The following is a 25,072-nucleotide window of genomic DNA, read 5'->3' on the forward strand; positions in this document are numbered from 1 at the left end:
GAGTTATTAAAAATAAAAATAATTTATAAGTTTGGACAATTTACATTTGATAAATTGATACTTAAACTGTTTGATAATAGATCGAAAAAACTTATGAACAAACAGCAAACTAATGACTTTGACAAAATTATCCTTACCGCCTTCATGGTTAGTCTAGCTAGACAGTTCACAGATATTCCTTATGCTAGGGAGTTGGCACAATTATTAGAGATGCAAGGGTTGGTAAAGTTATCTCAACCACAAAATCAAGATAAAAGTTTTTTACTTACCGCACGTATAGAAGCTCGTTATAAAGCCATCAACCAGGTAATAGCTCAATATCAAATAACACAAATTCTAGAACTAGCATCTGGTTTGTTGCCGCGTGGGCTTTTCATGTCTAGCAATCCGAATATCGTCTTTATTGAAAGTGACTTGCCTAAGATGATTAGTTGTAAACAGCAACTAATTCAGCAACTTGTTCGGGAACGTCCTAACCTGCATTTTATAGAAATTGATGCTATTAAGCGTCCCAGTGAGTTTTGGAAGAGTACTCCTCTACTCAAAGCTGGACAACCAGTCATGATTTTGTGTGAAGGATTGCTGACACATCTGACTTTGTTAGAAAAACAACTTGTGTGTGCCAATGTCCGCAAGATTCTTCACTCTTATGGTGGTGTTTGGATTACTCCTGATTTCATTGACACAGCTAGTTTAGTGCGATCGCAACAAGATGACTCAGATTTACAAAAGCTATTACAAACAGTTACTAACCTCACAGGCAGGTCTTTAGTAAATAATAATTTTGGCACACTCGATCAAGCACGGCAGTTTGTTTATAAACAAGGTTTTCGTGTGACAGAACATAGTATGTTGAACGTAATAGACGAGTTAAGCTGCTTAGAAATTTTGGGTATTGATCCAGAAGCGGCAAGGAGAATGCTTGCTGCTCAATCTGTCTTTGTGCTTACTCTAGATGCTGCTTGATTTTTCCTTAGTGCCAAAAAATTTCCATTTCTTTTGAAGTCGAGACAAAACCAAGCTTCTCGTAGATACGTTTACCATCCTCAGTGGTGTGAAGCCAGAGGCGTTTTGCCTCAGTTGCTCTCACAGAGCTAATAATTTGCTTTAATAATGCTGTTGCAATTCCCTGACCTCGCCACATCGGAATTGTATAAACGTTCAGAATGTAGGCTTCTAAGCCTGAGAGATTACCGTTGTAAGGGGGTCGTTGAAAAAATACCAAGCCGCTAGTGGCAACAATTTGACTATCCACTTCAGCTACCCAAGCTAAAAACTCACCCGACGGCATTTTTTCGCCAAGATATTTTCGAGTCGCTTCTGCTAAATTTGCGATGTCAGAATTACCTTTAATCTCGCCAGCCTCCCGCAGGAGTTCGAGACGCAGTTGGATTAGCGCCTCTAAATCCTGCAAGTTGGCTTGTCGCAAGTTGAACATCACCTTGATTTACGATCGCACTTCGGCGACGGTGATGATTTTTTCATCGCGGTTGAGTTGGAGGATGCTTTCACCTTTGACATCTCTACCTAAAATCGGCACTGTTTCCACAGGTATCCGCACCACCCGCTCTTTATTCGTTACTAAAGCCACTTCGCCAGATGCGTTGGCGTAGCCCGCCGAAGGCATCGCCATCACCATACCAGCTAAGTTGTCAGTTTTGCTAGCAAATTTCAGTGCTTGCGTGCCTAAATCGCCGCGATTAGCCGCTCTTAACTGACTCGCAGCCATCCGCTTGGCATATCCTTCTTGAGTAACTAGCAGTAATTGGTCATCTTTACCGACAGTGACACAGCCAACCATTTGCTGATTTCTCAATAGTCGAAATGCTTGTAAACCCATTGCTGTGCGTCCCATGACCGGCAATTGTTCATCATTAACTGCAAAGCGCAACATTCGCCCACCGGAACTAGCTAAAATCAGATGCTCCCCTGGAGCGATGAACTGGGTAAATGACAATTCATCATCGTCTTTGAGCTTCAAAATCGTGATGCCGCGCCGAGTCAGGTTAGTGAATTCTTCCAGAGACAGACGCTTAATTCTTCCCTGTTTTGTTAAAAGAATCATCTGCCTAGTTTCAAGATTTTCCGGCAGCAAAAAGCGGCTGACCACAGCTTCTTGAGTGCCTTGAGCAGTACTACTGAGCATAGTGATTAAAGGTTTTCCCCGTGGAGAACGCCCAGTAGTTGGCGGAATTTCTCCCACATTCACCGGATAGACTTTGCCGCCACCAGTTAGTATTAGCAAGTCTTTTTCTGTGTCAGTTAAAACAGTTTGGATAATGAAGTCATTATCGTGCAGACCATTTTCAGCTTTTGACTTTCTCCCAGATGGCTGCGTGCGGCGGACATAACCCCGTTGGGTAAATTCTAAAATCGCTTCCTCTACTGGTTCAGAAGATTTAAGTTCTTCCTTCTCTGCCCCTCTGCTTCTGTGCCCCTCTGCCCTAGACTTTTGCTCCTCTGCCCTAGACTTCTGCTCCTCTTTGATTTTCGTTCGCCGGGGATCGTTGTACTTGCGCTTGAGCGATCGCAAATCTTTTTTCAGCGCCTTCAATAATTCACGGCGATCGCTCAGTAATAGCTCCAACAATCTAATTTGTTCGTTTATCTGCTCAAATTCCTGCTGCAAATTTTGCTGTTCTAAACTAGTGAGGCGACGCAACGGCATAGCTAGAATTGCATCTCCTTGTACCTCAGTCAAATCCAGTTGACTACAAAGATTAATTTTTGCCGTACTCCCATCGGGAGCTTGGCGCAAAATTCTAATTACCTCATCCAAATTAGACAGCGCTTTCAGCAAACCTTCTACCAAATGCACGCGACTTTGGGCCTTACCCAACTCGTAATTGTAGCGACGGTTCAGCGTCTCTTCTCGGAATCTCAAAAACTCCTGCAACAGTTGACGCAAACTTAACTGGCGAGGTTGTCCATCGACTATTGCCAGGAGAATCGCCCCAAAAGTCATTTGTAAAGCAGTTTGGTGATATAAATTCTGGAGAACTTCTTGGGGATTGGTATCGCGTTTGAGTTCAATTACCACCCGCATCCCTTCGCGATCGCTTTCATCCCGAAGATCGGAAATTCCCTGCAAGCGTCCTTGATTTACTAAGTCCGCTACCTTCTCGATCCAGGCAGCTTTATTCACTTGATAAGGCAATTCTGTAATGATAATTGCCGTCCGGCGCTTGCTTCCCCTAGCGGCTGGAATTTCCTCTAGAGTCGCGACTCCCCGGAGCAAAATTCCACCTTTACCTGTGGTATATGCTTCCCGAATTCCCGCTTCACCAACTATTTCCCCACCAGTGGGAAAATCTGGCCCTGGAATTAGCTCAAATAATTTTTCATCTGGCAAATCTGGGTTGTCGATTAAAGCAATTAACCCATCGATAACTTCCCCCAAATTGTGAGGTGGTACATTTGTCGCCATTCCTACGGCAATACCAGAACAACCATTAAGTAGCAGAAACGGCAACTGAGCAGGTAACACTGTTGGTTCTTGCTGGGAATTATCAAAGTTCCCGACAAATTCCACAGTTTCTTCACCAATTTCTGTCAGCATTCCTTCATGGCTGATGGGTGCGAGGCGCGTTTCTGTGTAACGCATTGCTGCTGGCGGGTCATTATCGACGCTGCCAAAGTTACCATGTCCTGCCAGCAAGGGATAGCGGCTAGAAAAATCCTGCACCAGCCTGACTAAAGCATCGTAAACTGATTGATCGCCGTGAGGATGGTATTTACCCAACACATCACCCACTACACGGGCACATTTTCGATAAGGTCTATCTGGTACTAAACCAAGTTCGTGCATTGCATACAAAATGCGCCGATGCACTGGTTTTAAGCCATCACGCACGTCTGGTAGCGCTCGCCCGACAATCACGCTCATGGCATATTCTAGATAAGACCGTTGCATCTCGGTGTGCAGGGCTGTTGGAATTACCTGTCCCGTTGAGAGAAGGTTTAACTGTTTTGCCATGAGTTTTTTCCCTGAAGTTTAACTACACAAAAGCCGATGCAACTCAACACTGCGGCAACCACAGCATAACGGATGAAATGAGATTCATAACAAAATTTTGATAGTCACAGAAGAAAAAGCAGTAGTATCATCCTTGATGACGAAGATGCACATTGACTATTAAAAAGGATGCACACGAGTATAATCTACATAAACTTGAGTAGCCATGATACTTACCATGATTGCATTTCTTAATTTTGTATTCTGGAATTCTTGAATCTCCTCACCTCTATAACTAAAATTCTCATGAAAACTGTTTTAATTGTCGAAGACGATCTAATTAATGCTCGTGTTTTTTCCAAAATTTTGTCCAAGCGTGGTGGCTTGGGTGTGAAACACACTGAAAATGTCGAAGAAGTCATAAAAATTGCCCAATCAGGAGAAGCCGACCTGATTTTGATGGATGTTTCTCTCTCCAGAAGTGTTTACCAAGGCAAGTCTGTTGATGGAATCAAGATTACACAAATGTTAAAATCCGATCCAAAAACAGCAAATTTACCTGTGATTCTGGTGACAGCACATGCTATGGAAGGCGATCGCGAGAACTTTCTCAAGCAAAGCGGTGCTGATGGCTACATTTCTAAGCCAGTTGTTGACCATCAACAGTTCGTTGACCAAATCATTGCACTTCTACCCACAGACTAACACTGAGAATTAACGACTTAATTTCAGGAATACTTGCCCGCCAATGTTTTTGGGCAACTAATTCCTGTATTTATCTAGTATAGATGTACTACGAAAAGGTACTGTTAGGCAAGTGGTAAGGAGGAGTGCTGAGTGAGGAGTGAGGAGTTATGAATTTACGAGTTCAAATATTTAACTGTTAATTCCAAACTTCTAACTCCAAACTCTTTACTCAGCACTGCCTATTGAGTAGGCTGTTTTCTAGGCGTAGGCGCTGATGATGAGTTTTCTCGTTGCTGTATAGCTGCTTGAATACGGGGTAATTCTAGGAATTTTTTCGTATCAGACAGTAGACGATCGCCCCAGAGATTTTCTTTGAGGAAATTCAAATTAGCATAGCGCGAATCGATACGGAGTGCAGCTTCTCCCAAGGTTAGTCCTTGTTGGCGATCGCCTTTAGTATAGAGTGCCACGGCTAAGGCCAATAAAGGTTCTGCCGCTTGTTTCTCAAGGGTTACAGCAGATTGCCATCGCTTAATTGCTTCAGGGATATTACCCTGTTCGTAGTTGATTAAGCCAATGTTGTTGAGCGCCGGCCAGAATTTTTTATCTTGAGAGACAGCTTTATCGTACTGTGCGATCGCATCTGGCAATTTACCCAGCAAATAATAAGCATTACCCAAATCAAATAACCCCTCTGGATCGTTGGGTTTTAATTTCAAACCATCTTGATAATTGACAACAGCAGCCTGGTAATTTTTCTGCTGAAAATTCGCTGAACCCAAAGCAAACAAAATATCACCATTTTTGGGGTTGAGAGATTGCGCTTTTTTCAGACTAGCGATCGCCCCATCAAACTCTTTGGATTGCAGTTGCAATCCACCTAACAGCAACCACACTTTATCATTCCCAGGAGCCAGTTGACTTGCCAGCCGCGCTCGTGGCAAAGCTAATTCAACCTGTTGAAACTGAGCTAGTTGAGCTGCCTCTTGTGCCAAGCTCAACCCTTGCTTTTCTAACTTTGTCGCATCTAGTTGCAGCGTATGGGGTATTAATGCCTGCGCGTTAGCGGCTTTTGGCATACTCCATAAACTACAGACCATTAAAAGAGAAATCAAATGAACATGTTTAGGCACACTACCGCCTTTAAGCCACTAATCAAAGAATCTTTCAGCTAGCTTAAACGATCTGCGCTCTTGACGGCAGCAAAATCTTACAAAGAAAGGCAGGAGGCAGGGGCAGGGGGAGCAGGGGGAGATGAGGGGAATAAGGGAGATGAGGGGGAATTATTGAATAAATCTTCCCTTATCTCCTTTGTCTCTTCTTCATGCCCAATGCTCATTAAAAAACTGATGACTTTGGTCATACATCAGCCTGGAATTACTAGTGACTTTCGTCATACATCGGTTTCAACTTTTTGATCAATAATTATTATGTATGAATTTATACGACGAGGTAAATATTAAACACCTTAATGCCAAAACAAAAACAACTGTCTAAAGATTGCTGAATTCAAACTTCAGCAAAATAGAACTTTAATACAAATAAGGAGTCAATTCCATGTTGAAACCAAACCGTATATCGATAGTCTTAGCTGCTGCTGCCCTGATAATTGTTCCTACTCTCTTGACTGCACCTGCAAGTGCCCAGACGAAAGTCTACGTTGTTGGCGATCGCAATCAAAATTGGGATCGTGACGGCAGATCCAATTCTAGAGAAGTCAGAAACTCTAGAGACAGGGATAATTGGAACCGCGATCGCAGATCCAATTCTAGAGAAGTCAGAAACCTTAGAGATCGGAATAATTGGAATCGTGACAACCAATTTAATGGCAGGGTAGTCAGACTTGGTAATGGTGATATCAGATATCCCAATGGGCAAATTATTCCTGCTAGATCCGTAGTCAGACTGCGCGATCAAGGTTACTTCAGACTTCCTAACGGGGATATTCTTCTTCCCAATCAGGAAATTGTTCCTGCTGGGAGATTAGTGAGAGTGCGTGATGATTACTTCAGACTTCCTAGTGGATTAGTACTGCAAATAAACCTTTAAAACACTAAAAACTCAAAATTATTGTCAGTATTAGGCTACCAGGCTATAGTTTTAGCCGTGAATAAGTAGCTCGGTAGCCGTTCCTTATAGACAAAATGGATATGAAAATTGATACATCAAATACCGTAGATTCCTCCGTTTTAGTTCCAGAGGTAAAGAAAAAAAAAGGCAGACGTAATTGGCTCTCTTGGCTAATTGCTCTTTGCCTTTTGGGTGGAATTGGCTATGCCGTTTATTACCAAGTAACGGTTGCTCCCCGTCAACAAGCCAGCCGCCGAGTGCTGACAAGACCTGTAGAAAGGCAGAGTTTAACAATCACAGTTTCAGCGAACGGAACGGTAAAGCCTGAGCGGTCAATCAACCTCAGCCCAAAAAATTCCGGCATTTTGAAAAGCCTGCTGGCGAAAGAAGGAGATATTGTCAAACAAGGACAGATTGTTGCTTACATGGATGATTCCAACCTCCGCGGGCAACTTACCTCCGCTCAAGGACAATTGGCACAAGCCGAGGCGAATTTGCAAAAAGCGATCGCAGGTAATCGTCCTCAAGATATTGCCCAATCACAGGGAGCATTAGACGAAGCCGAAGCGAATCTGCAAAAAGCGATCGCAGGTAATCGCTCTCAAGAGATTGCCCAAGCACAGGCACGCTTGCAAAGCGCTCAAGCTGCGCTCCGCCAAGCAGAAGATGATTTTGTTCGCAATCAGCAACTTTACAATGCAGGTGGTATTTCCCTTCAAACTCTTAACCAAAACCGCTCCAATCGTGACAGCGCCCAAGCTAATGTAAATGAAGCACAGCAAGCACTGGGGTTGCAAAAAGCCGGGTCGCGTCCAGAGGATGTTGAGCAAGCACGAGCTGTGGTGAAGCAAAGACAGCAAGCTTTGGCACTTTTGAAAGCCGGAACGCGCCAAGAAGATATTAATGCCGCTCGTGCCCAGGTAACATCGGCTCGTGGTTCGCTGCAAAACATCCAAGCCGAAATCAATGACACGATCATTCGCGCACCCTTTGATGGTGTGGTGACAAAGAAATATGCCGATCCCGGCGCTTTCGTGACACCTACAACTGCCAGTAGTGAAGTAGCTTCTTCTTCTTCTTCTTCAATCTTGTCTTTAGCTTCCACAAATGAAGTTGTCGCCAATTTAGCGGAAACAAATATTTCCAAAATCAGCCTTGGTCAAAAAGTCTCGATTAAAGCAGATGCCTACCCAGGAAAGACCTTTGAAGGTAAAGTCAGCCAAATTGCTGCCCAAGCAATAGTAGAGCAAAACGTCACCAGTTTTGAAGTGAGAGTATCACTCTCAGACCCTCAAAGACTACTGCGGTCTGGGATGAATGCGGAAGTAGATTTTCAAGTCGGTCAAGTTCAAAATGTTTTAGTAGTGCCAACAGCTTCGGTGGTTCGCCAAGAAAATGCCACAGGCGTGTTTGTGCAAGAAAAAAATAACAGACCTGTGTTCACTCGCATTGAGACTGGCGTCACCGCGAATAACTTTACCGAAGTTAAGTCTGGATTGACAGGAGACGAAAGGGTGTTGCTCAGTTTCCCACCAGGATCGCGTCCGCAATCAACACCAAGAGGAGGAGTTTTCCCTGGTCTAGGTGGTGGAGGAGGCGGAGGAGGAGGCGGAAGAGGAACAGGTGGCGGCGGAGGTCGTTCAGGCGGTGGTTCTGCTGGTGGTTCCCCTTAAAGTGAGTTTTAAATCAATACGGTTTAGTTAAAAAGAGGCAAGGGAGCAAGGGGATGGAACAGAAAGGGGAGTAAAAAGGTTCAACTGCCGAGTAAAAAGGCTCAACTACCGAGCAAAAAGGCTCAACTGTCGAGTAAAAAGGCTCAACTGTCGAGTAAAAAGGCTCAACTGTCGAGTAAAAAGGCTCAACTGTCGAGTAAAAAGGCTCAACTGTCGAGTAAAAAGGCTCAACTGTCGAGTAAAAAGGCTCAACTTTTTTAACGAACCGCGTTCGCGCAGCGTCTCGTTAGAGAAGGACGCAAAAGACGCAAAGGAAGAGAAGGAAGAAATGCTTAATTGAATTGTATTGAGTTTCAAATAAAACTTTATGTTTAAGATATTTAAGGGCTTTTACAAAACTAAGAATACTCGCACAGTGCCGTTGCTAGAAATCTTGACAATGGCGGCAGAGACTCTGTGGAGTAACAAATTACGCACAGGTCTAACTATGTTGGGCGTGATTATTGGGATTTCTTCAGTTATTGCCATTACTTCTGTCGGTCAGGGAGTACAAAAGGGAGTTGAGCAACAGATACAAGCATTGGGTACAGATGTGATCCAAATCTTAGCCGGTGCGGCAAGAAGCGGGAATGTCCGTCAAGGAGTAGGTTCTAGCAGTACCTTGACCTGGGAAGATGCGAAAGCGATCGCTACAGAAGCGCCATCAGCACAGATGGTTTCTGCTTATCTTCAACGCAGCGCTCAAGTTGTATATGCAGGACAGAACACCTCAACAACCATTTATGGCACAGATTTGAACTACCCAGAAGTCAGAAATACTCACCCCCAACAAGGGAGATATTTTACTCAAGAAGAACTAGATACTGCTGCACAGCTTGCCATTCTTGGCCCTACAGTTCAAAAAACACTCTTTGGACAGGGTGTAAATCCGATCGGTGAGAAAATTCGGATTCAGGGAGAGGCTTATGAAGTAATTGGGGTGATGGAACCTAAAGGCGCTCAGGGGCCGATGGATCGAGATGACCAGATTTTTATTTCTCTAACTAGTATGTCGAAGAGACTAGTTGGGAACAATGCTCTGGTAGGCGTTTCTGTAAGTGGAATTTTAGTCAAAGGCGCTAATCAGGAACAGTTAGAAGCCGCTCAGTTTCAAGTTACCAATCTCTTACGGCTGCGTCATAACATTTATCCGCCACAAGCTGATGATTTTCGGTTGACTAATCAAGCTGATATTGTTAGTACCTTTACTAGTATTGTGGGTTTATTTACAGTCATGGTGGTAGCGATCGCTGGAATTTCTCTGGTAGTTGGTGGCATTGGTATTGCTAACATTATGCTAGTTTCTGTGGTCGAGCGGACGCGAGAAATCGGGATTCGCAAAGCCGTAGGAGCAACCAATTCAGCAATACTTAATCAATTTTTAGCGGAAGCGATCGTGATTTCCATTGTTGGCGGAGGTATTGGGATGGTGACTGGCGTTTTATTAGCCTTTGTGGCTGCAAACGTTTTCAAGTTTCCGTTTGTAATTTCTTTATTGTCGATCGTTGCTGGCTTTGTACTCTCGTTAACCGTTGGCTTAATCGCTGGGGTGATTCCAGCACGGAACGCATCTAAATTAGATCCAATCAATGCTTTACGTAGTGACTAAGAGTGCTGAGTGCTGAGTTCTTTAGTGTCAATTTTTAAATTTGAGTAGTCAGAAGTGACTAAGAGTGCTGAGTGCTGAGTGCTGAGTTCTTTAGTGTCAATTTTTAAATTTGAGTAGTCAGTAGAATGAGTAAAGTTGAGCGTTTTGAAGATTTGATTGCTTGGCAAAAAGCAAGAATTCTTACTAAAGATATTTATCAGGTTACTCAGCAGGGTTCATTTGCTAGAGACTTTGGACTATCAGGACAAATACAAAGGGCAGCAGTATCTATCATGTCTAACATTGCTGAGGGTTTTAAAAGAAGTTATTTAGGAGAATTTCATCAGTTTCTTTCCATAGCCAAGTCATCTTGTGCAGAATTGCGTTCTCAACTTTATGTAGCTCTAAATGTTGGCTACCTCGATCAAGTCAAATTCAACTAACTTTTAAATCAAGCAGAAGAAGTGGGCAAAATTATTGGCGGTCTTCACATCTCAGTTAGTAAACAAAAACATCAAAAAAACTCAGTCACCATCACTAAATGAACTCTCATCACTCATTACTCATGACTCACTACTCACTACTCAGCACTCAGCACTCACTACTGAGCACTCACTTATGCCAACAATGATTTGGATGGAATCTATTACTAAGACCTATCACTTGGGAGAAGTTAGTGTTCCCATACTCAAGGGAATTGAACTCTCTATTGAGGAAGGGGAATACGTCTCGATTATGGGTGCGTCAGGTTCGGGTAAATCCACGCTGATGAATATTTTAGGATGTCTGGATCGTCCTACAACTGGAGACTATATTTTTGAAGGTAGAAACCTGACGACTTTTGATGATGATGAATTAGCCTATATCCGCAACCAAAGAATAGGTTTTGTGTTTCAACAATTTAACCTATTGGCGCGGGCGACAGCGTTAGAAAACGTCATGTTGCCAATGGTTTACGCTAACTTGCCCAAGCCAAAACGCCGGGAAAGGGCATTAGAAGCCTTAGAAAAGGTAGGATTAGGGGGACGCATCGCTAACCGTCCTAGTCAACTCTCTGGCGGACAACAACAACGAGTAGCGATCGCTCGTGCTTTGGTCAACCGACCTGCATTAGTCTTAGCAGATGAGCCAACAGGAGCTTTAGATACTGAAACTTCCCACGAAGTGATGAGTTTACTGACTGAACTTAATAACCAAGGGATCACAATTGTGATTGTCACTCATGAACCAGATATCGCTGCTCAAACCCAAAGGATTATTCGAGTTCAGGATGGTTTGATTGTCGGCTAATTTGTTAAGATAAACCTTCTGAGGAGGAATTTAAGATTTAAACCATTGTCAGGTCAATCAGGATGAAAACTTCTGATTATATCCTCAAAAAACCTAATTAATGACCAAGAAAGGGGTGTAGGGGTATAGGGGTGTAAGGGTGTAGGGTCAAACAGAGGATCATTCTTTGTTGTACACTCCTACAAGGCAGCTATTTGGGTTCAGAGCCAACACCAAATTTACTTGTTTTGTGGTCAATAATCAAGTAGTGGGTTCAGAGCCAATACTAATTATTTCCCTTACACCCCCATACCCTTACACCCTTACACCCCTAGTTTTTGACTATATCTAGATTATGAATTTCAGCTTATTCTTCGTGCATTTTACCTGGTTTACTGTCGCATTCGCGATTCTTCTTCCAAATGCAGCAAGTGCAGCAACTGAGCCAAAAGCACAGAATTCTTCAAGCTCTGTACAAGTTCCCGATCGCCTCAATCCCAATCCCAATCCTCTCCAATTTCCGACTAAACCAGAGGAAGTAAAGATTCAGGGAACTGTGCCAATCAGTTTGGCACAAGCTTTGGAACTAGCAAAACGCAACAATCGAGATTTACAGGTAGCTATATTACAGCTAGAACGCAGTCGCTCGGTAGTCCGCGAGGCTCAAGCTGCCTTGTTTCCTACTCTTGGGATTAACAGTAACGTGACTAATAACGGTAATGGTTTTAGTAACAATTCATCTCAAGTCAGCACCTCTTCTACCTCTTTTAATGGTTCAGCACAACTGAATTATAATCTCTATAATTCTGGGAACCGACAAGCGACTATCCGAGCCGCAGAGGAACAGTTACGGGTAGATCAATTAAATGTTGAAAGTCAGTCTTTAACAATTAGCTTGAATGCCACAACTCAATACTACAATTTGCAACAAGCAGATCAACTAGTCAGAATTAATCAGTCTGCTGTGACAAATGCCCAGGCTAGTTTACGGGATACTCAAGCCAGAGAACAGGCTGGAGTAGGTACGCGGTTCGATGTGCTGCAAGCTCAGGTGAATTTAGCAAACGCCCAACAACAACTGACTAATGCGATCTCACAGCAGCGAATTGCCCGTCGTCAGCTTGCCACGTTGTTAAGTTTATCGCAGTCAGTTGATATCAGTGCCTCTGACCCTGTACAATTAGCGGGTCTTTGGCCGCAGACGGTAGAACAAAGTATTGTCCAAGCGTTTCAAAATCGTCCAGAGTTGCAACAGTATTTGGGACAACGTAATATTTCCGAGCAACAGCGACGACAGGCACTTTCACAGCTAGGGCCGCAAGTTAGTTTGGTCGGCAACTACAATCTGCTAGATCGGTATAACGATGGCGTTAGCATTACTGATGGCTATTCCGCAGGAATTCAAGGAAATCTAACTTTATTTGAAGGGGGAGCAGCAAAAGCGCGTGCAGATCAATCGAAAGCTGATATTGCGATCGCAGAGACTCAATTTGCTACCCAGCGCGACCAAATTCGCTTTGATGTAGAACAGTACTATGCTCAATTGCAATCCAATTTAAATAATGTGCAGACTTCTAGTGTGGCTTTAAATCAAGCCAGGGAAGCTCTGAATTTAGCAAGGTTGAGGTTCCAAGCTGGTGTGGGCACTCAAACAGAGGTGATTGATGCTGAAAATGACCTGACAAGAGCAGAAGGTAATCGAGTTGAAGCTATTTTGGATTACAATCGCGCTCTAGCTAATTTGCAAAGATCGGTAACATCTAGGGCTTCGCGCTAAGGTCAAATCATTAAAGAAAAGTTTGCTTAGTACAGCATTTCATGAATTGGTAGCAAATTAAAGAAAGGCAATACCCTGCAATGCCAATGTATTGGGATGCATTGTTAATGCGTCGGCTTGCATTCGCAAAGACAATCTAGCGACCCCGCTGGGGAGGGAACAAGGCGATGCAAGTGAGGTTGGGCAAAAAACGTAACCATACAGCCAATTACTAATGACTATCTTCAGTACAAAAATACATTTATTACTTAAAAAGATTAAATACAAACACATAAAAGATTACTGCCGACAGCCAGCCAGCAGTTAGCGATCGCAATCGGGGCAGTGCCAAAGGCAATCGTAACAAAGCCTTTGAAAATAGCTTTTGGAAAAACAATTGATGTCAAGTCTGGCTAATTAGTTTTAATTCCCAAATTTATGCAGAAAGCCCAAAAGCCTCTCTCCTCTGATTCTCTGCACCTGGAGCACCCCTGCTGCCTTCATGATAAGTCTTTAACCGGACATAATATGAGAAGCTGACACAAGCAACTCTAGCAAAGATAAAAGCGCTACGTGACAAGATTTGGACAAGCTTCGAGGTAAACAAGAGGCAGAAAAAGGGTCAAGGGCTAATTTAGATCGGGTAGTTGGTTACTTACAAGAGATAATGAAATCTGACCCAAATTTTGCACAAGAAGTAGAAAAATTAGCGTTAGAGATTCATGCTGAATCTCTGTGTTGGTCGTAATGCAACAGTCAGATTCTTAAACTTCAAGCTTTAACCAATCTTTAAGTTGCAGTTCTTGAAGTAGTTGAATTTACAAGCGAGGATGTGATGACTCAATATGACTATATTGTGATTGGTGCGGGTTCGGCAGGCTGCGTTGTTGCCAACCGGATGACACAAGATAGTGAAACAACCGTGTTATTACTCGAAGCTGGCAACCCAGATACTAAACCAGAGATTCAAATCCCGTTAGAATCCCCCAACCTACCTCGCTCGGAGCTGGACTGGGGATATTTCTCTGAACCAGAACCGTACCTGAATAACCGCAAAATCTTTTGTCCCCGTGGCAAAGTCTTGGGTGGCAGCAGTTCGATTAATTCCATGATTTATATCCGGGGCAATGATCACGATTATGACCACTGGCAGTCATTGGGGAATCCTGGTTGGAGTTACCAAGATGTATTGCCCTATTTCAAGAAATCTGAGAACCAGCAACGCGGTGCCGATGCATACCACGGGGTTGATGGGGAGTTGAGCGTGACCGATATTCAAGCCCCTACTGTAGCATCCCAACGATTTGTAGAAGCAGCCGTGGCGATCGGATATAACCACAATCCTGATTTCAATGGGATACAGCAATCAGGTGCGGGAATTTATCAGTTGACGGTCAAGGATGGTAAACGTCACAGCGCTGCTGCTGCATTCCTCTTGCCAATTCTCAACCGTCCCAATTTAACAATAACAACAGGAGCGTTAGTGACTCGGTTATTGTTTGAGGGAACCCGCACCGTTGGGGTGGAATATATGCACGAGGGAACGCTGCACCAAGCCAAGGTTAACAAAGAAGTGATTTTAAGTGCTGGTGCATTCGATTCGCCCAAGCTGCTGATGCTTTCCGGCATTGGTGATGCAGAACAACTGCAAGCAATGGGGATTCCTGTCGTCGTTGATTTGCCAGGTGTCGGTCAAAACCTCCAAGACCACTCTCTCGTTCCTGTGGCACACGAGATAATTACCAGTTCTGTGGCACACGAAGTAATTGCTGGGTTAGACCCGGCAATTAGCAGTAATGGTAACGCTGAAGCCGGATTATTTTTGCATACCGAAGGTAATCTGGATGCCACGCCAGATTTACAGTTTTTCTTCGGTCCCATTCTGTGGATATCTCCTGGCAAAACCCTCTCTGGTTTGGGATTCACTGTTACAGTCAGTTTGACTCATCCCCAAAACATTGGCAGTGTCAGTTTGCCCTCGCCTGACCCCAAAAACCCACCGATTATTCGGATGAACTTTCTACAAAGTCAATCCGATGTGCAAAAGCTAGTTGCTGGGATTAAAATAATGCGTAAATTGTTTCATACAAGTGCTTTTGATCGGTTTCGAGGTGAGGAAATCAGTCCCGGTGCTGACGTGATTAGCGATGAAGCACTCGAAGCTTACATCCGGGAATTTTGCGTTACGGGCTATCATCCTGTCGGCACCTGCAAAATGGGAACTGACCCAATGGCGGTTGTCGATCCCGAACTCCGGGTACGCGGTGTTACGGGGTTGCGGGTTGTTGATGCATCGATCATGCCAACTCTAGTTGGGGGAAATACGAACGCGCCCACCATTATGATCGGTGAAAAAGGAGCCGATTTAATTAAAGCCGCTCTTAGCGTTTCACAGCAAGTACACAAAGCAATGGCAAACTAACTCACTGGCGCGATCGCCTAAAGATAACGATGATTCACAAAACAGAGATTCAGGAAACGCTCAACCAAGATTCCAGGGATCTAGCTTTTGAAAAGACTCAAGGAGGCTTCAAAGCAAAGCTTTACTTCGTCTTCGAGCATTATGCACAAACGATAAAGTTGCCTAAATGCATCTAATTAGAACGACTATGGCACAGTAATTACCGCTACTGGGCAATGGGCCTTACTCAGAATTGCATCCACTCTGTGACCGAAGAAAACGCGACCCGTAACCATTCGGATACTACTCCCTAGAAGAATTAAGTCAACTTCCTGGGTTTGGGCAAACTTGAGGATTTCCCTTTCTGGGCTGCTTCCTTGAAGAATATAGGTTTTGACATCAGCACCCAGATTGCGGCCCATTTCTGCTTGCTGTTCGAGCAGATCATGGGCAATTTCCTTCACTGGAGCTAGCGATCGCTGTTCGTAAAGAATATACTCAACCTGTGGCAAATTAATTACGTTAACGATCATCACTAATGCCCCGGTTTGAGCTGCGATCGTACTTGCCATCTCTACAGCATTTTTGCTATATTCTGTCCCCACCGTTGGCACCAGAATCTTGTTGAGCTGTTGTTGAGCGATTTTGCATATCTCACCTTTGGGATGGTGTAGGTGCGACTTCACCACCATCGTTGCACAAGGCGCTTCTTGGACAACCCGATCGACAAGCAAATTAAACAATGCTTTCTGGGGACTTATCTGTTCAGAAGCTCCCAGTACAATCAAGTCATAGTTTTTGTTCGCTTCATTCAAAATTACCTCCGCTTTATTACGCCCAGACTCCGTTTTTGTTTGCAGGGTGGTATCAGCAGGTAACTGCATTTCCTCAGTAACAGCAGCTAGAGCAAGGTCTGCGGCGGTATCTTTAACCTGGGTTGCCGCCATCCGGCGTCCTCTGCTTTGAGGTTGTTTATCACTCAGGGCATATAGAGATGTAACTTCTATCGAATTTTGGTGAGCCATGTAACCGACTAGTTGCGCTGCAAGCTGGATGTTGGGGCCACCACTAGTAGGTATTAAGACACGCTGGATCTGCTTGATAAAGCTGCGGCTATCCTGTTCTTCTTGTTCCAAACGTCGAGCTTCCTCTTCACCTATAACCACTTTTGATAAAGTCCAGCGCAGCAGGGGTGGAGCCATTAGGGAAGTGACGATCGCCACCATGACAATAATCGAGTACATCTGGGGATTCAGCACTCCCAAAGATAAACCAATCGTGGCAACGACAATTTCCATCGCCCCGCGAGCATTCATCCCGGAACCCATTGCCAAACCTTCCCAATGACTCAAGCCACCGACGCGAGAACCAAGGTAAGCACCTGTAAATTTACCAACACAGGCGACAGCGAGAACAATCAAGCCAAATATCAACGTTTGAGGGACTAACAGAGCTAGCAAGTTAACTTTCAAACCCGCTGAAGCAAAGAAAATTGGCGCGAGAAAGGCTGCTGTGAAGACTTCTAACATGTGTCCAGCTTCATTGCTAAAGCGACGGGATTGACCGGATAGAATCCCCAGCACGAAAGCACCTAATGCAGCTTCCAGACCTAATGCGTGGGTAAGTGCTGCTGCCGAGAGCGAAAGAATCAGCACAACCGATATACTAGCGGCGATGCCACCAACATAGTCATCAACCCACCGCAATATCTGGTCTACAATGGTACGCCCAATTGTGAAGGCGATCGCTAGAAATAATATGGCAGCGCTTACAGAATGGAAAATTGTCCCAAGGTCAAATTTGCCACTACTAGCTAGACCTGAAACCACAGAAAGTAAAATCCAGCCGATGGTGTCGTCAGTCATCCCAGCAGCTAAGGTGACTTGACCAATGTCACGGCGAATCAGGTTCAAGTCCATCAGCACTTTCGCAATCACTGGTACTGCCGAAATACTCATTGCTGTGGCGATAAACAGACTAAATACCAATCGCTTTTCTGGGTCGGCTAAAAAACTATCTGGCAATAGCCAGCCCAGTCCAAATCCGGTGATAAACGGGACAATAATTCCGCCTAGTGAAATCAAAAGAGCCGTTTTACCCTTACGAAGAATCAGCTTGAGATCCGTCTCCAGCCCAGTTACAATCAGCAAAAATAACACGCCTAACCAAGAAATCACCGAAAGTAAATTAGACTGTTCTTGACTTTGGGGAAAGATGTGCGCCTGTAAGTCTGGAAGGAGCAAACCAAATAGAGAAGGGCCAAGCAACACACCCGCCAGTAATTCCCCAACAACAGGCGGTAGGTTAATCCGGCGCATCAACTCACCTAATCCCCGCGCTACCAAAAGCAACAGTGACAATTGTACTAGCACCAACAGCAGTTCATGATGACCGAGAGGTTTAATTACACCGTCACCTGCTACTTTCTGTGCAGCGAGTACAGGCACTAATATCAGGGACAGGTTTTGCATATAAGCGTCCAAAGGTTGGATTACAAATTTTTCAAGGAGCTGCTTTAAGTAAATCTGAAAACGTTTACTTCTACATCGGTCTAGGAGATTAAACTGTCATTGGCAAGATTATCATGTGCGATCGCCCGAAGCTGTAAGTTCAGGAACAAAGCTTTGCTCATCAACTTATTTTCGAGCGCGAACAAAGAACTTTGTAGTGTCTTCCCAAATACCTCGATCGGTTGCTAGTTGCTCAATTTCTGCTTTGTATTCAACTTGCAACTGATTTAATTGTTCTGGTGATAATGTTGACAACAGGGGATTACCTTTAAAATTTATCTTAATTGCTATTTCTGATAATTTGTTATCCCTAAGAGGGCGATAACGTCCTGATGGCTCAATCTTAATTTCGATATCTCTAAAACCTGCCTGATTAAGCAAATTACGACATTTTTCTGGAGTTCCCAGTGGTTCAAGGATATGTGGTAGCGATACACCTAAAACCCTAGCGCAGATCCTCTGCTGAAGAGATGCCATAAAAGCAGTTTCGGGAGGACAGGTAAATGCCACTAATCCTCCGGGTTTCAAGATGCGATACCACTTTTTTAAAATAGCGATTATATCAGGAAAAAGTACAAGTGCCTCACAGCAAAAAACAACATCAAAACTACGATCGCTAAAGTTGAAATACTCTGCATCCGCCTCAATCAACTCGATATTTTGTAATCTTGCTGTTGCAATCTTAAGTCTTGCTTGATGCAACATTCCAGGGGTGATGTCAATCCCAATCACATAGCCATCTGAACCAACTTTTTCAGCTGCGGGTATCGCAACTAAACCCGTTCCGGTTGCCACATCAAGGATTTTCTGTCCCGAATGTAGTCCAACAAATTCAAGTAAAATCTTGGCTTCTAAAGGATGACGAGTATCTTTCTCATGGTCATAAGTTGTTCTACTACCATAAAATTCTTTTAGTTGCTGCTTATAAATATCCAGATCGGTCATAGCCAAATGTTAAATTTTCTCCACTTTATAATAACTCTTGTTGCGATATTGAGTTGCTTGCTGCTGAATCCAACTCTGACAGCACAAGCCGCAACTAGTGCGATCGCTATGTGCAATATTTTTTTGGGGCAGTGCCAGTGCTACATAATCAAATGCTGGTAAACAATTTGTTAGGTTTAAAAATTGCCAGAATAATTGTCCAACAAAAATTTAGAGCAAGTTTTGGTAAAGGATGAAACTTGCTCCGACTGATGACGAATGCCAGTACAGATCGGCCATTGATTTTTACGCAAGCAAATCACAGTGTGTTAATATGCAAATGGATCTCGGTTCTAGTGGGGAACAGCCACTAGAGGAAACGGGGAAAGTCCGGTGTGAACCCGGCGCTGTCCCGCAGCTGTAATCAAGGCTTGCCTTGTGAGTCAGAATGCCCGCCGAATAGTTAACTTCTGCTTCAATCTACGAGGTTATAGATGAACGCCACTATAAATATTTTCACAATCGATCAGTTCTTTTTCTTCATAGCGCCAAAGATGCATTTCAGGTTACGGTTTGCTCGAAGACGATAGACGCTTAATTTACGGTATAAATTGCGCCTGTTAATGTAATTTTTCTAGGCATAATTGTCTGTAGTATTGGGTCATTTGGCACATTCATTGCCCCAGGTAGAAAATTAGTCAGTCTTTTTCCAAAAGGACATCAAGAGCGATTTGGTAATGGCTAATTTTTTTATAATCTGAACCCTTACTAGTCAGTTATTTTTAATAGTTTGCAAGAGATGTACTGCACAGTCAGCAAAGTTGGATTTCAACGCTGGCATCCTGTGTGATATCTGCGGTTATAACTTGCTTTTACACATCGCAAAATTAATCAACAAACAACATAGCTTTATATGCAAAAAATTCCCGTCACAGTGATTACAGGATTTCTAGGTGCAGGCAAAACGACGTTAATTCGCCATTTACTGCAAAACAATCAGGGACGACGCATTGCTGTTTTAGTAAATGAATTTGGGGAAATCGGAATTGATGGGGAACTTTTGCGTGACTGCCGAGTTTGTGACGATGAAGAAGACCCCAACAGTAATATTGTTGAACTCACCAACGGTTGTCTGTGCTGTACGGTGCAAGAAGAATTCCTCCCAGCAATGCAAGAATTACTTCAGCGACGCGCCAGCCTTGACTGTATGTTAATTGAAACCTCTGGACTAGCACTACCAAAACCATTGGTACAAGCATTTCGCTGGCCGGAAATTCGCACAGGCGCTACAGTAGACAGCGTAATTACTGTGGTGGACTGTGAAGCGTTGGCAACTAATCAATATGTAGGCGATTTAGCAGCCCTCTTAGCACAGCGACAAGCCGACTCTAGTCTAGAACACGAAACACCCATTGAGGAACTGTTTGAAGATCAGCTTGCTTGTGCTGATCTAGTATTGCTTACTAAGAGCGATCGCGTTGATTTTCCAACGCAAGTTAGGGTACAGGATTGGCTTAAACAGAACTTGTCTCCTGGTGTAAAAGTCATTCCTTGTCAGGACGGTAAAATCAGTGGCGATTTGTTACTCGGTTTCAACGCTGCGGTAGAAGACAACTTAGATAGTCGCCCTAGCCACCACGACAACGAAGCCGAACACGAACATGATGAAGGGATTAATGCAGTACAACTACTCCTAAACCAGGCATTTGAGCCGACTGTCTTAGTCAAACGCTTGCAAACATTGGTGCAACAGCAAGAAATTTATCGAATCAAGGGGTTTGTAGCAGTTCCAAACAAAGCTATGCGTCTGGTATTACAGGGTGTCGGTAATCGATTTGACTACTTTTATGACCGTCCTTGGCAACCCCAAGAACCCCGTCAAACGCGATTAGTATTGATTGGACGGGAGCTTGAGCAGGTTCGCATTGAGTCAATTGTGTTGGGGGAGGAAGTCAATGCGACCATCCAATAGTGTTTGGCAAGGAAATTTCGGCTACTGGCAAAACAGCTTTATCCATAACAATATACTGGTAATCGGTTACACAGGATGGAAAGGATTTCAGTCATTTGGGCGGGGAGTTGTTATTTGTGATGTGGATACTAAAGTTACTCACCCTACAAATACAAGTCTTGATATAGTTCCCTTCACCCTGCAATTTCTCCCCTCCGATCTGATTAGGTTTTACTTGCGATCGTTTCAGGATGGCGGGTTTATATCACAATCAATCTGTTCATCCATGATTTCATCAATTTTCCCAGCAGTCGCAACATACAATCCCCATCAAGATATTCTTCTGGTGCTAAAAGCTGATCCTCAGATTGAGGTAAATTTTTTACACCAACTAAAAATTACTCCACCCGATTGCTACGAACAAGTTTGCAACCGATGGTCAGAATTTAAACCAAGCTTAATGCCCTAACACTTACTTTATTCTTTAATGCTCAAGCCAAAATCAAGCAATATTCCCAAAGCAACTCGCTACCAAAATGCAGCGATAGATTATTACATGGGACTCACAAATTCCTCCTATCTCCATTACGGGTATTGGGAACCACTACCTACTCCGGGTGAAGAATTAACTCTAACTTGCCTGCGTGTGGCGCAGGAAAGCTATGCAGCCAAACTTTTGAGTTTTATCCCAGAGGGGACAAAAACTGTGCTTGACGTAGGCTGTGGGATTGGTGGTAATGCAGCATATTTGGGCGATCGCGGTTTCACTGTTGAGGGATTAGCACCCGATGCACTCCAGCAAGAGAGGTTTTTTCAAAATACCAATGGTCAAGTACCTTTCTACTTAACGAGATTTGAAGATTTTCACTCCTCAAACTCCTACGATTTAGTTCTGTTCAGCGAAAGCAGTCAATATATTGCTGTTGACGATTTAGCTCAAGGTGCAGCTGATTTATTAAGTAATGGTGGCTACCTGCTGGTTGCCGATATGATGCGTTCTAATGCCGAATACCGAGAAGGTATTTTTTCTAATTGTCATATCGCCAGTGAGCTCCAGGCGACTTTAGTGCAGGCTGGATTCAAGTTAATCAAAACTGAAGACATTTCAACCCATATTGCGCCAACGATTGACTTGTGTGTTGATAACTTTCGTACTTTTGGGCTGAGTACAGTTAAATATATTGCTGATGTTGTAGCGATCGCACTTCCACCATTATACTCACTCGGTCGTTGGGCATTTAAGCGCTGGCTGGAAAAGTTGGTTGTCGAGGGGTTAGCAGCACGCACAATTTTTGAGAGCCATTTATGTTATGAAATCCAACTCTGGCAGTTATCACAAGGAGTTTAATCAAGATGACCCCAGAAAACACCCAAGATTGGCAACAAGCTTTTATCGCCATCAATATATTAGCAATTGGTTACAATGCTTGGATCGGTTATTTAGGAGGAGAACGTGGTGTCGTAATTTGCAGTACCAATTCTCCACATTTAGGTATGGCTGGCGAAACATTTAAAGCGCATTTTATCCCGCGTAAAAATCTTGCAGCTTTCTTAAATGCTTGGTTAGCAGCACCTGATACCGTACTGTTACAAAGACACTTCATGAATGCTCATATTCTTGAAACTGTAGATAAATATAATCCCCAAAAAGATGTTGTTTTTTTATTAGAATACGGTCATCAAGCTGGGTTTTTCTATTTAACTAAATTACCAATTACACCACCCCAATGTTACCAAACTGTATGCAAAGAATGGTCAGAATTCCAACCTCAGCATCCCCTATTAATAGGAGCAAAAACACAATAACTGCAAAATAAAAAAGCAACTTTCTAGTTTTACCAAGCCCCGTTGGGGCGGGTGTGGGGGTTGCATGGTGGTAGGGGGGAAAAACTAGCCCCAACCACCCTTGGGTCAAAAGCCCTGCCCCTTGGGGCAACCGTGTTGGACGGGGATTGAAACCCTGTCCAACACCTTACACCCTTAAACTCTTAAACCCTTACACCCCTAATGAACGATTTGTACAAATTGAGATGTATAGAGCTTTAATAGCACAGTTAAAGCCTCAAAAACCTCAGTTTTAAAAACTTCAAAATTATTTATCTCAATAGTGGGTAAAAAGATTTTATCTATTTACCCAATTTCAATGTATTTATAATTAATGAATGTTCTTGATTAAATGTAAAAAATCATTAACCAAATCTCATGATTATTGCTGGATATATTGATATTTATTGAGGAAATAATTAAAATTTAATTTTGATGCTAAAAATAGACTGACATGGAAATTGTCAGGTGTTAAGGTTGTGCAGTCCAATAGCATATTATGGAGAAAGTAGTGAAAAAACTACCTCTAATATTATTTGCAAGCTCAACATTTGCTAGTTCGTTGCTACTGAATTTATTCTTAGATAAATCCGCAAAAGCAGATAATTCTAATCAGCAAAAATTACCTGAGAATATTTCCACAAATAATGCTCATATAGCCACTTTAAATTGTCAACCTCAAAACTGTAGTGAAAATGGTCATCTGGCAACTTTCAATCGCCTCTTTATGCCAAAAGCCGATAATCTTCAGCCTGATAATCAAAAAGTGATAGAACTAAATATGACAGATGAAGAAAGTGATGCTGCGATCGCTAAATTTGGCTGTGACTGACTGTCCAAAAGCTGTAAATGCGCTGCGTCAGACACGGGGAATCACTGTTGGAGTTGAAGGTGAATATCTTTTACCAGCAGAAAAAATCACACCCTGTACAGATCAAAAAATACAGAATGATTCTCAATCAACTAATACTCAATAGTAAAATCCCAAGTTATATCATGTCCGGCTGATTAGTTATGATTCTTGCATCTGTGCAAAAATCTGAAAACTCTTTCTCCCCCAGCAATAACTGCCTTCTTAATGATAAGTCTTTAACCGGACATGATATTAATGGGTGCTTGCTTCTAGAGTAATTTGAGAAAACTTTGTCCACCCATTTTTTTTAACGGGTGTGAATGAAATTATACTGATTTTTATCAAACCGAATCTATATTTACTCCATAAGTTTTTATTTACTATCCGAAATTATTGACATTACATATTTTCTTGCTTATGATTTTCAATCAGTTATGATTTGGTTTACTTCCCGAAAATCTGTGTCAGTAAATTCAATATTATCCTCACTATACTGTATGAAATTACGCTGGTTATTCCTGAACTTAATTAGTATTTTGCTGTTATCTTCTCCTACAAAAGCAACTCAATTAGAATCCTGGCACTTTGACCCCATTCACAATCAGCTTGACCTAACCACTGACTCAGGTATTCAACCGAGAGTTTTTTTAATTGATAACCCCAAAAGGCTTGTGATTGACTTATCGGGAACTACTTTGGGCTACCCAACAACCAAACAAAACTTTGGTTGGGCAATTCGAGAAATTCGGGTAGCACAACTTGACCCCCAGACAACCCGACTCGTAATTGAATTAGCACCTGGTTATAATGTCTCTCCACAAAGTGTAATAGTCCGAGGAGATTCTGACTCTCATTGGGTCGTAAAACTATCATCAATTGAAAAAATGCCTGCGACGGGAATTTTGGAATGGGGAATAGGGGCTGAGAAACAATCCTCACAAACACCAATTTCTATTACCCCTAATCTCCAGCAAAAACGCCAAGTTCTCTTATTCCAAAGTAAAGCGCCTTTACAAGATATTGCAACTATTAATAAACTGAGTCCACCAGATATACTCACTAAACCAATCAATGCTTCTATGTTTGCTGGGGTAGTTCCTTTAGCTGAGGAAATACTACAATTAAAATCTCAAATTAATGCATTGATGGTTCGCTACAGCTTCCTCAAGCCGGGTATGTTTTTTGTGGATTTAGAGACGGGTAACTATTTGGATATTAGTGGCGACAAAGTATTTCCCGCTGCGAGTACGATTAAGTTCCCAATTCTAATTGCTTTATTTGAGAGAATAGACGCTGGCAGAGTCAAACTAAATGACACTCTGGTAATGCGGCGAGACTTAATTGCAAGTGGCTCTGGAGACTTGCAGTATAAACGTGTGGGAACCAAGTTAACTGTGCTGCAAACCATAAACAAAATGATTAGTATCAGCGATAATACCGCCACAAACATGATTATTGACCGTTTGGGTGGTAAGGCAAAATTAAATCAGCGGTTTCACAGTTGGGGATTAAAAAATACCTAGTGTGGTAAAACTTACTAGAGAAGACGACTCTCTAAATTAGCCAAGTAAC

At 43.0% G+C, this 25,072-nt stretch carries 21 protein-coding genes, 2 pseudogenes and 1 riboswitch; of the genes and pseudogenes, 17 read left to right on the forward strand and 6 right to left on the reverse strand.

What is annotated here, in order from left to right:
• Positions 1 to 93: 93 nt before the first annotated feature.
• Positions 94 to 966 carry a class I SAM-dependent methyltransferase gene (locus HWQ58_RS13230; protein WP_292862816.1) on the forward strand — a complete coding sequence of 291 codons (873 nt, stop codon included), beginning with the start codon at positions 94 to 96 and terminating at the stop codon, positions 964 to 966.
• Between the two features lie 7 nt (positions 967 to 973).
• On the opposite strand, the gene HWQ58_RS13235 is transcribed toward HWQ58_RS13230, so the two are convergent.
• A complete protein-coding gene (locus HWQ58_RS13235; protein ID WP_292862819.1) occupies positions 974 to 1,438 on the reverse strand; it encodes a GNAT family N-acetyltransferase in 465 nt (154 codons plus the stop codon).
• Positions 1,439 to 1,447: 9 nt separating this feature from the next.
• Positions 1,448 to 3,976, reverse strand: a complete 2,529-nt coding sequence (gene gyrA, locus HWQ58_RS13240) for a DNA gyrase subunit A (RefSeq protein WP_292862822.1) — start codon at positions 3,974 to 3,976, stop codon at positions 1,448 to 1,450.
• 285 nt (positions 3,977 to 4,261) lie between these two features.
• On the opposite strand from gyrA, the gene HWQ58_RS13245 reads away from it, so the two are divergent.
• Positions 4,262 to 4,660: a response regulator gene (locus HWQ58_RS13245; RefSeq protein ID WP_069073372.1), complete on the forward strand. Its 399-nt coding sequence runs from the start codon at positions 4,262 to 4,264 to the stop codon at positions 4,658 to 4,660.
• A 221-nt stretch (positions 4,661 to 4,881) separates the two neighbouring features.
• On the opposite strand, the gene HWQ58_RS13250 is transcribed toward HWQ58_RS13245, so the two are convergent.
• Positions 4,882 to 5,775 (reverse strand): tetratricopeptide repeat protein, encoded by an 894-nt coding sequence (locus tag HWQ58_RS13250; protein WP_292862827.1) that lies wholly within the window; start codon positions 5,773 to 5,775, stop codon positions 4,882 to 4,884.
• 424 nt (positions 5,776 to 6,199) lie between these two features.
• On the opposite strand from HWQ58_RS13250, the gene HWQ58_RS13255 reads away from it, so the two are divergent.
• From HWQ58_RS13255 to HWQ58_RS13280, 6 genes are all read left to right on the forward strand, one after another.
• Positions 6,200 to 6,691: a hypothetical protein gene (locus HWQ58_RS13255; RefSeq protein ID WP_292862830.1), complete on the forward strand. Its 492-nt coding sequence runs from the start codon at positions 6,200 to 6,202 to the stop codon at positions 6,689 to 6,691.
• A 101-nt stretch (positions 6,692 to 6,792) separates the two neighbouring features.
• The gene (locus HWQ58_RS13260; protein WP_292862833.1) at positions 6,793 to 8,385 is read left to right on the forward strand and encodes an efflux RND transporter periplasmic adaptor subunit; all 1,593 of its coding nucleotides are present in this window, start codon (positions 6,793 to 6,795) and stop codon (positions 8,383 to 8,385) included.
• Between the two features lie 376 nt (positions 8,386 to 8,761).
• Positions 8,762 to 10,033, forward strand: a complete 1,272-nt coding sequence (locus HWQ58_RS13265; protein WP_292862878.1) for an ABC transporter permease — start codon at positions 8,762 to 8,764, stop codon at positions 10,031 to 10,033.
• Between the two features lie 125 nt (positions 10,034 to 10,158).
• Entirely contained in the window at positions 10,159 to 10,455 is a 297-nt protein-coding gene (locus HWQ58_RS13270) for a four helix bundle protein (RefSeq protein ID WP_292862836.1), read from the forward strand.
• Positions 10,456 to 10,630: 175 nt separating this feature from the next.
• On the forward strand, positions 10,631 to 11,302 hold the full coding sequence (locus tag HWQ58_RS13275) for an ABC transporter ATP-binding protein (RefSeq protein ID WP_292775032.1): 672 nt from the start codon (positions 10,631 to 10,633) through the stop codon (positions 11,300 to 11,302).
• A 334-nt stretch (positions 11,303 to 11,636) separates the two neighbouring features.
• Positions 11,637 to 13,058, forward strand: coding sequence for a TolC family protein (locus tag HWQ58_RS13280; RefSeq protein ID WP_292862839.1), 1,422 nt, complete (start codon positions 11,637 to 11,639; stop codon positions 13,056 to 13,058).
• A 257-nt stretch (positions 13,059 to 13,315) separates the two neighbouring features.
• Here HWQ58_RS13280 and HWQ58_RS13285 read toward each other — a convergent pair whose 3' ends face one another.
• Entirely contained in the window at positions 13,316 to 13,444 is a 129-nt protein-coding gene (locus HWQ58_RS13285; RefSeq protein WP_292862842.1) for a hypothetical protein, read from the reverse strand.
• A gap of 176 nt (positions 13,445 to 13,620) precedes the next feature.
• Here HWQ58_RS13285 and HWQ58_RS13290 point away from each other — a divergent pair, with 176 nt between their 5' ends.
• Together HWQ58_RS13290 and HWQ58_RS13295 are read left to right on the forward strand one after the other, a co-directional pair.
• The gene (locus tag HWQ58_RS13290) at positions 13,621 to 13,785 is read left to right on the forward strand and encodes a hypothetical protein (RefSeq protein WP_292862845.1); all 165 of its coding nucleotides are present in this window, start codon (positions 13,621 to 13,623) and stop codon (positions 13,783 to 13,785) included.
• Between the two features lie 87 nt (positions 13,786 to 13,872).
• Complete coding sequence (locus HWQ58_RS13295; protein WP_292862848.1) at positions 13,873 to 15,459, forward strand: GMC family oxidoreductase N-terminal domain-containing protein; 1,587 nt, start codon at positions 13,873 to 13,875, stop codon at positions 15,457 to 15,459.
• Between the two features lie 185 nt (positions 15,460 to 15,644).
• Here the strand turns inward: HWQ58_RS13295 and HWQ58_RS13300 are convergent, their stop codons facing one another.
• Complete coding sequence (locus HWQ58_RS13300; protein WP_292862851.1) at positions 15,645 to 17,909, reverse strand: cation:proton antiporter; 2,265 nt, start codon at positions 17,907 to 17,909, stop codon at positions 15,645 to 15,647.
• A gap of 165 nt (positions 17,910 to 18,074) precedes the next feature.
• Positions 18,075 to 18,893, reverse strand: coding sequence for a methyltransferase domain-containing protein (locus tag HWQ58_RS13305; RefSeq protein WP_292862854.1), 819 nt, complete (start codon positions 18,891 to 18,893; stop codon positions 18,075 to 18,077).
• 310 nt (positions 18,894 to 19,203) lie between these two features.
• A riboswitch (cobalamin riboswitch) is annotated at positions 19,204 to 19,347 on the forward strand.
• Positions 19,348 to 19,785: 438 nt separating this feature from the next.
• Here HWQ58_RS13305 and cobW point away from each other — a divergent pair.
• The 7 genes and pseudogenes from cobW to HWQ58_RS13340 form a co-directional block, all read left to right on the forward strand.
• Positions 19,786 to 20,844 (forward strand): cobalamin biosynthesis protein CobW, encoded by a 1,059-nt coding sequence (gene cobW, locus HWQ58_RS13310; RefSeq protein WP_292862857.1) that lies wholly within the window; start codon positions 19,786 to 19,788, stop codon positions 20,842 to 20,844.
• Positions 20,828 to 21,292, forward strand: a complete 465-nt coding sequence (locus HWQ58_RS13315; RefSeq protein WP_292862860.1) for a hypothetical protein — start codon at positions 20,828 to 20,830, stop codon at positions 21,290 to 21,292. Before cobW ends, HWQ58_RS13315 begins: the two co-directional genes overlap by 17 nt.
• An 18-nt stretch (positions 21,293 to 21,310) precedes the next feature.
• Positions 21,311 to 22,171, forward strand: coding sequence for a bifunctional 2-polyprenyl-6-hydroxyphenol methylase/3-demethylubiquinol 3-O-methyltransferase UbiG (locus tag HWQ58_RS13320; protein WP_292862863.1), 861 nt, complete (start codon positions 21,311 to 21,313; stop codon positions 22,169 to 22,171).
• A gap of 5 nt (positions 22,172 to 22,176) precedes the next feature.
• Entirely contained in the window at positions 22,177 to 22,629 is a 453-nt protein-coding gene (locus HWQ58_RS13325) for a hypothetical protein (RefSeq protein ID WP_292862866.1), read from the forward strand.
• 529 nt (positions 22,630 to 23,158) lie between these two features.
• A pseudogene (locus tag HWQ58_RS13330) lies at positions 23,159 to 23,476 on the forward strand (hypothetical protein); the annotation flags it as partial.
• Positions 23,436 to 23,624 (forward strand): hypothetical protein, encoded by a 189-nt coding sequence (locus tag HWQ58_RS13335; protein ID WP_292862872.1) that lies wholly within the window; start codon positions 23,436 to 23,438, stop codon positions 23,622 to 23,624. The pseudogene HWQ58_RS13330 and the gene HWQ58_RS13335, both read left to right, overlap by 41 nt.
• A 373-nt stretch (positions 23,625 to 23,997) precedes the next feature.
• Positions 23,998 to 25,017 (forward strand): annotated as a pseudogene (locus HWQ58_RS13340) (serine hydrolase); the annotation flags it as partial.
• Between the last annotated feature and the right edge of the window lie 55 nt (positions 25,018 to 25,072).

The organism is Nostoc sp. LPT (assembly GCF_017115165.1).
GTDB lineage: Bacteria > Cyanobacteriota > Cyanobacteriia > Cyanobacteriales > Nostocaceae > Nostoc.

Bases quoted from the DNA above. Each gene is read 5' to 3' on its own strand.
- HWQ58_RS13230 (WP_292862816.1), top strand. From the start codon at position 94: ATGAACAAACAGCAAACTAATGACTTTGACAAAATTATCCTTACCGCC.
- HWQ58_RS13235 (WP_292862819.1), bottom strand. From the start codon at position 1,438: ATGTTCAACTTGCGACAAGCCAACTTGCAGGATTTAGAGGCGCTAATC.
- gyrA (WP_292862822.1), bottom strand. From the start codon at position 3,976: ATGGCAAAACAGTTAAACCTTCTCTCAACGGGACAGGTAATTCCAACA.
- HWQ58_RS13245 (WP_069073372.1), top strand. From the start codon at position 4,262: ATGAAAACTGTTTTAATTGTCGAAGACGATCTAATTAATGCTCGTGTT.
- HWQ58_RS13255 (WP_292862830.1), top strand. From the start codon at position 6,200: ATGTTGAAACCAAACCGTATATCGATAGTCTTAGCTGCTGCTGCCCTG.
- HWQ58_RS13260 (WP_292862833.1), top strand. From the start codon at position 6,793: ATGAAAATTGATACATCAAATACCGTAGATTCCTCCGTTTTAGTTCCA.
- HWQ58_RS13270 (WP_292862836.1), top strand. From the start codon at position 10,159: ATGAGTAAAGTTGAGCGTTTTGAAGATTTGATTGCTTGGCAAAAAGCA.
- HWQ58_RS13275 (WP_292775032.1), top strand. From the start codon at position 10,631: ATGCCAACAATGATTTGGATGGAATCTATTACTAAGACCTATCACTTG.
- HWQ58_RS13280 (WP_292862839.1), top strand. From the start codon at position 11,637: ATGAATTTCAGCTTATTCTTCGTGCATTTTACCTGGTTTACTGTCGCA.
- HWQ58_RS13295 (WP_292862848.1), top strand. From the start codon at position 13,873: ATGACTCAATATGACTATATTGTGATTGGTGCGGGTTCGGCAGGCTGC.
- HWQ58_RS13300 (WP_292862851.1), bottom strand. From the start codon at position 17,909: ATGCAAAACCTGTCCCTGATATTAGTGCCTGTACTCGCTGCACAGAAA.
- HWQ58_RS13305 (WP_292862854.1), bottom strand. From the start codon at position 18,893: ATGACCGATCTGGATATTTATAAGCAGCAACTAAAAGAATTTTATGGT.
- cobW (WP_292862857.1), top strand. From the start codon at position 19,786: ATGCAAAAAATTCCCGTCACAGTGATTACAGGATTTCTAGGTGCAGGC.
- HWQ58_RS13315 (WP_292862860.1), top strand. From the start codon at position 20,828: ATGCGACCATCCAATAGTGTTTGGCAAGGAAATTTCGGCTACTGGCAA.
- HWQ58_RS13320 (WP_292862863.1), top strand. From the start codon at position 21,311: ATGCTCAAGCCAAAATCAAGCAATATTCCCAAAGCAACTCGCTACCAA.
- HWQ58_RS13325 (WP_292862866.1), top strand. From the start codon at position 22,177: ATGACCCCAGAAAACACCCAAGATTGGCAACAAGCTTTTATCGCCATC.
- HWQ58_RS13335 (WP_292862872.1), top strand. From the start codon at position 23,436: ATGAAGAAAGTGATGCTGCGATCGCTAAATTTGGCTGTGACTGACTGT.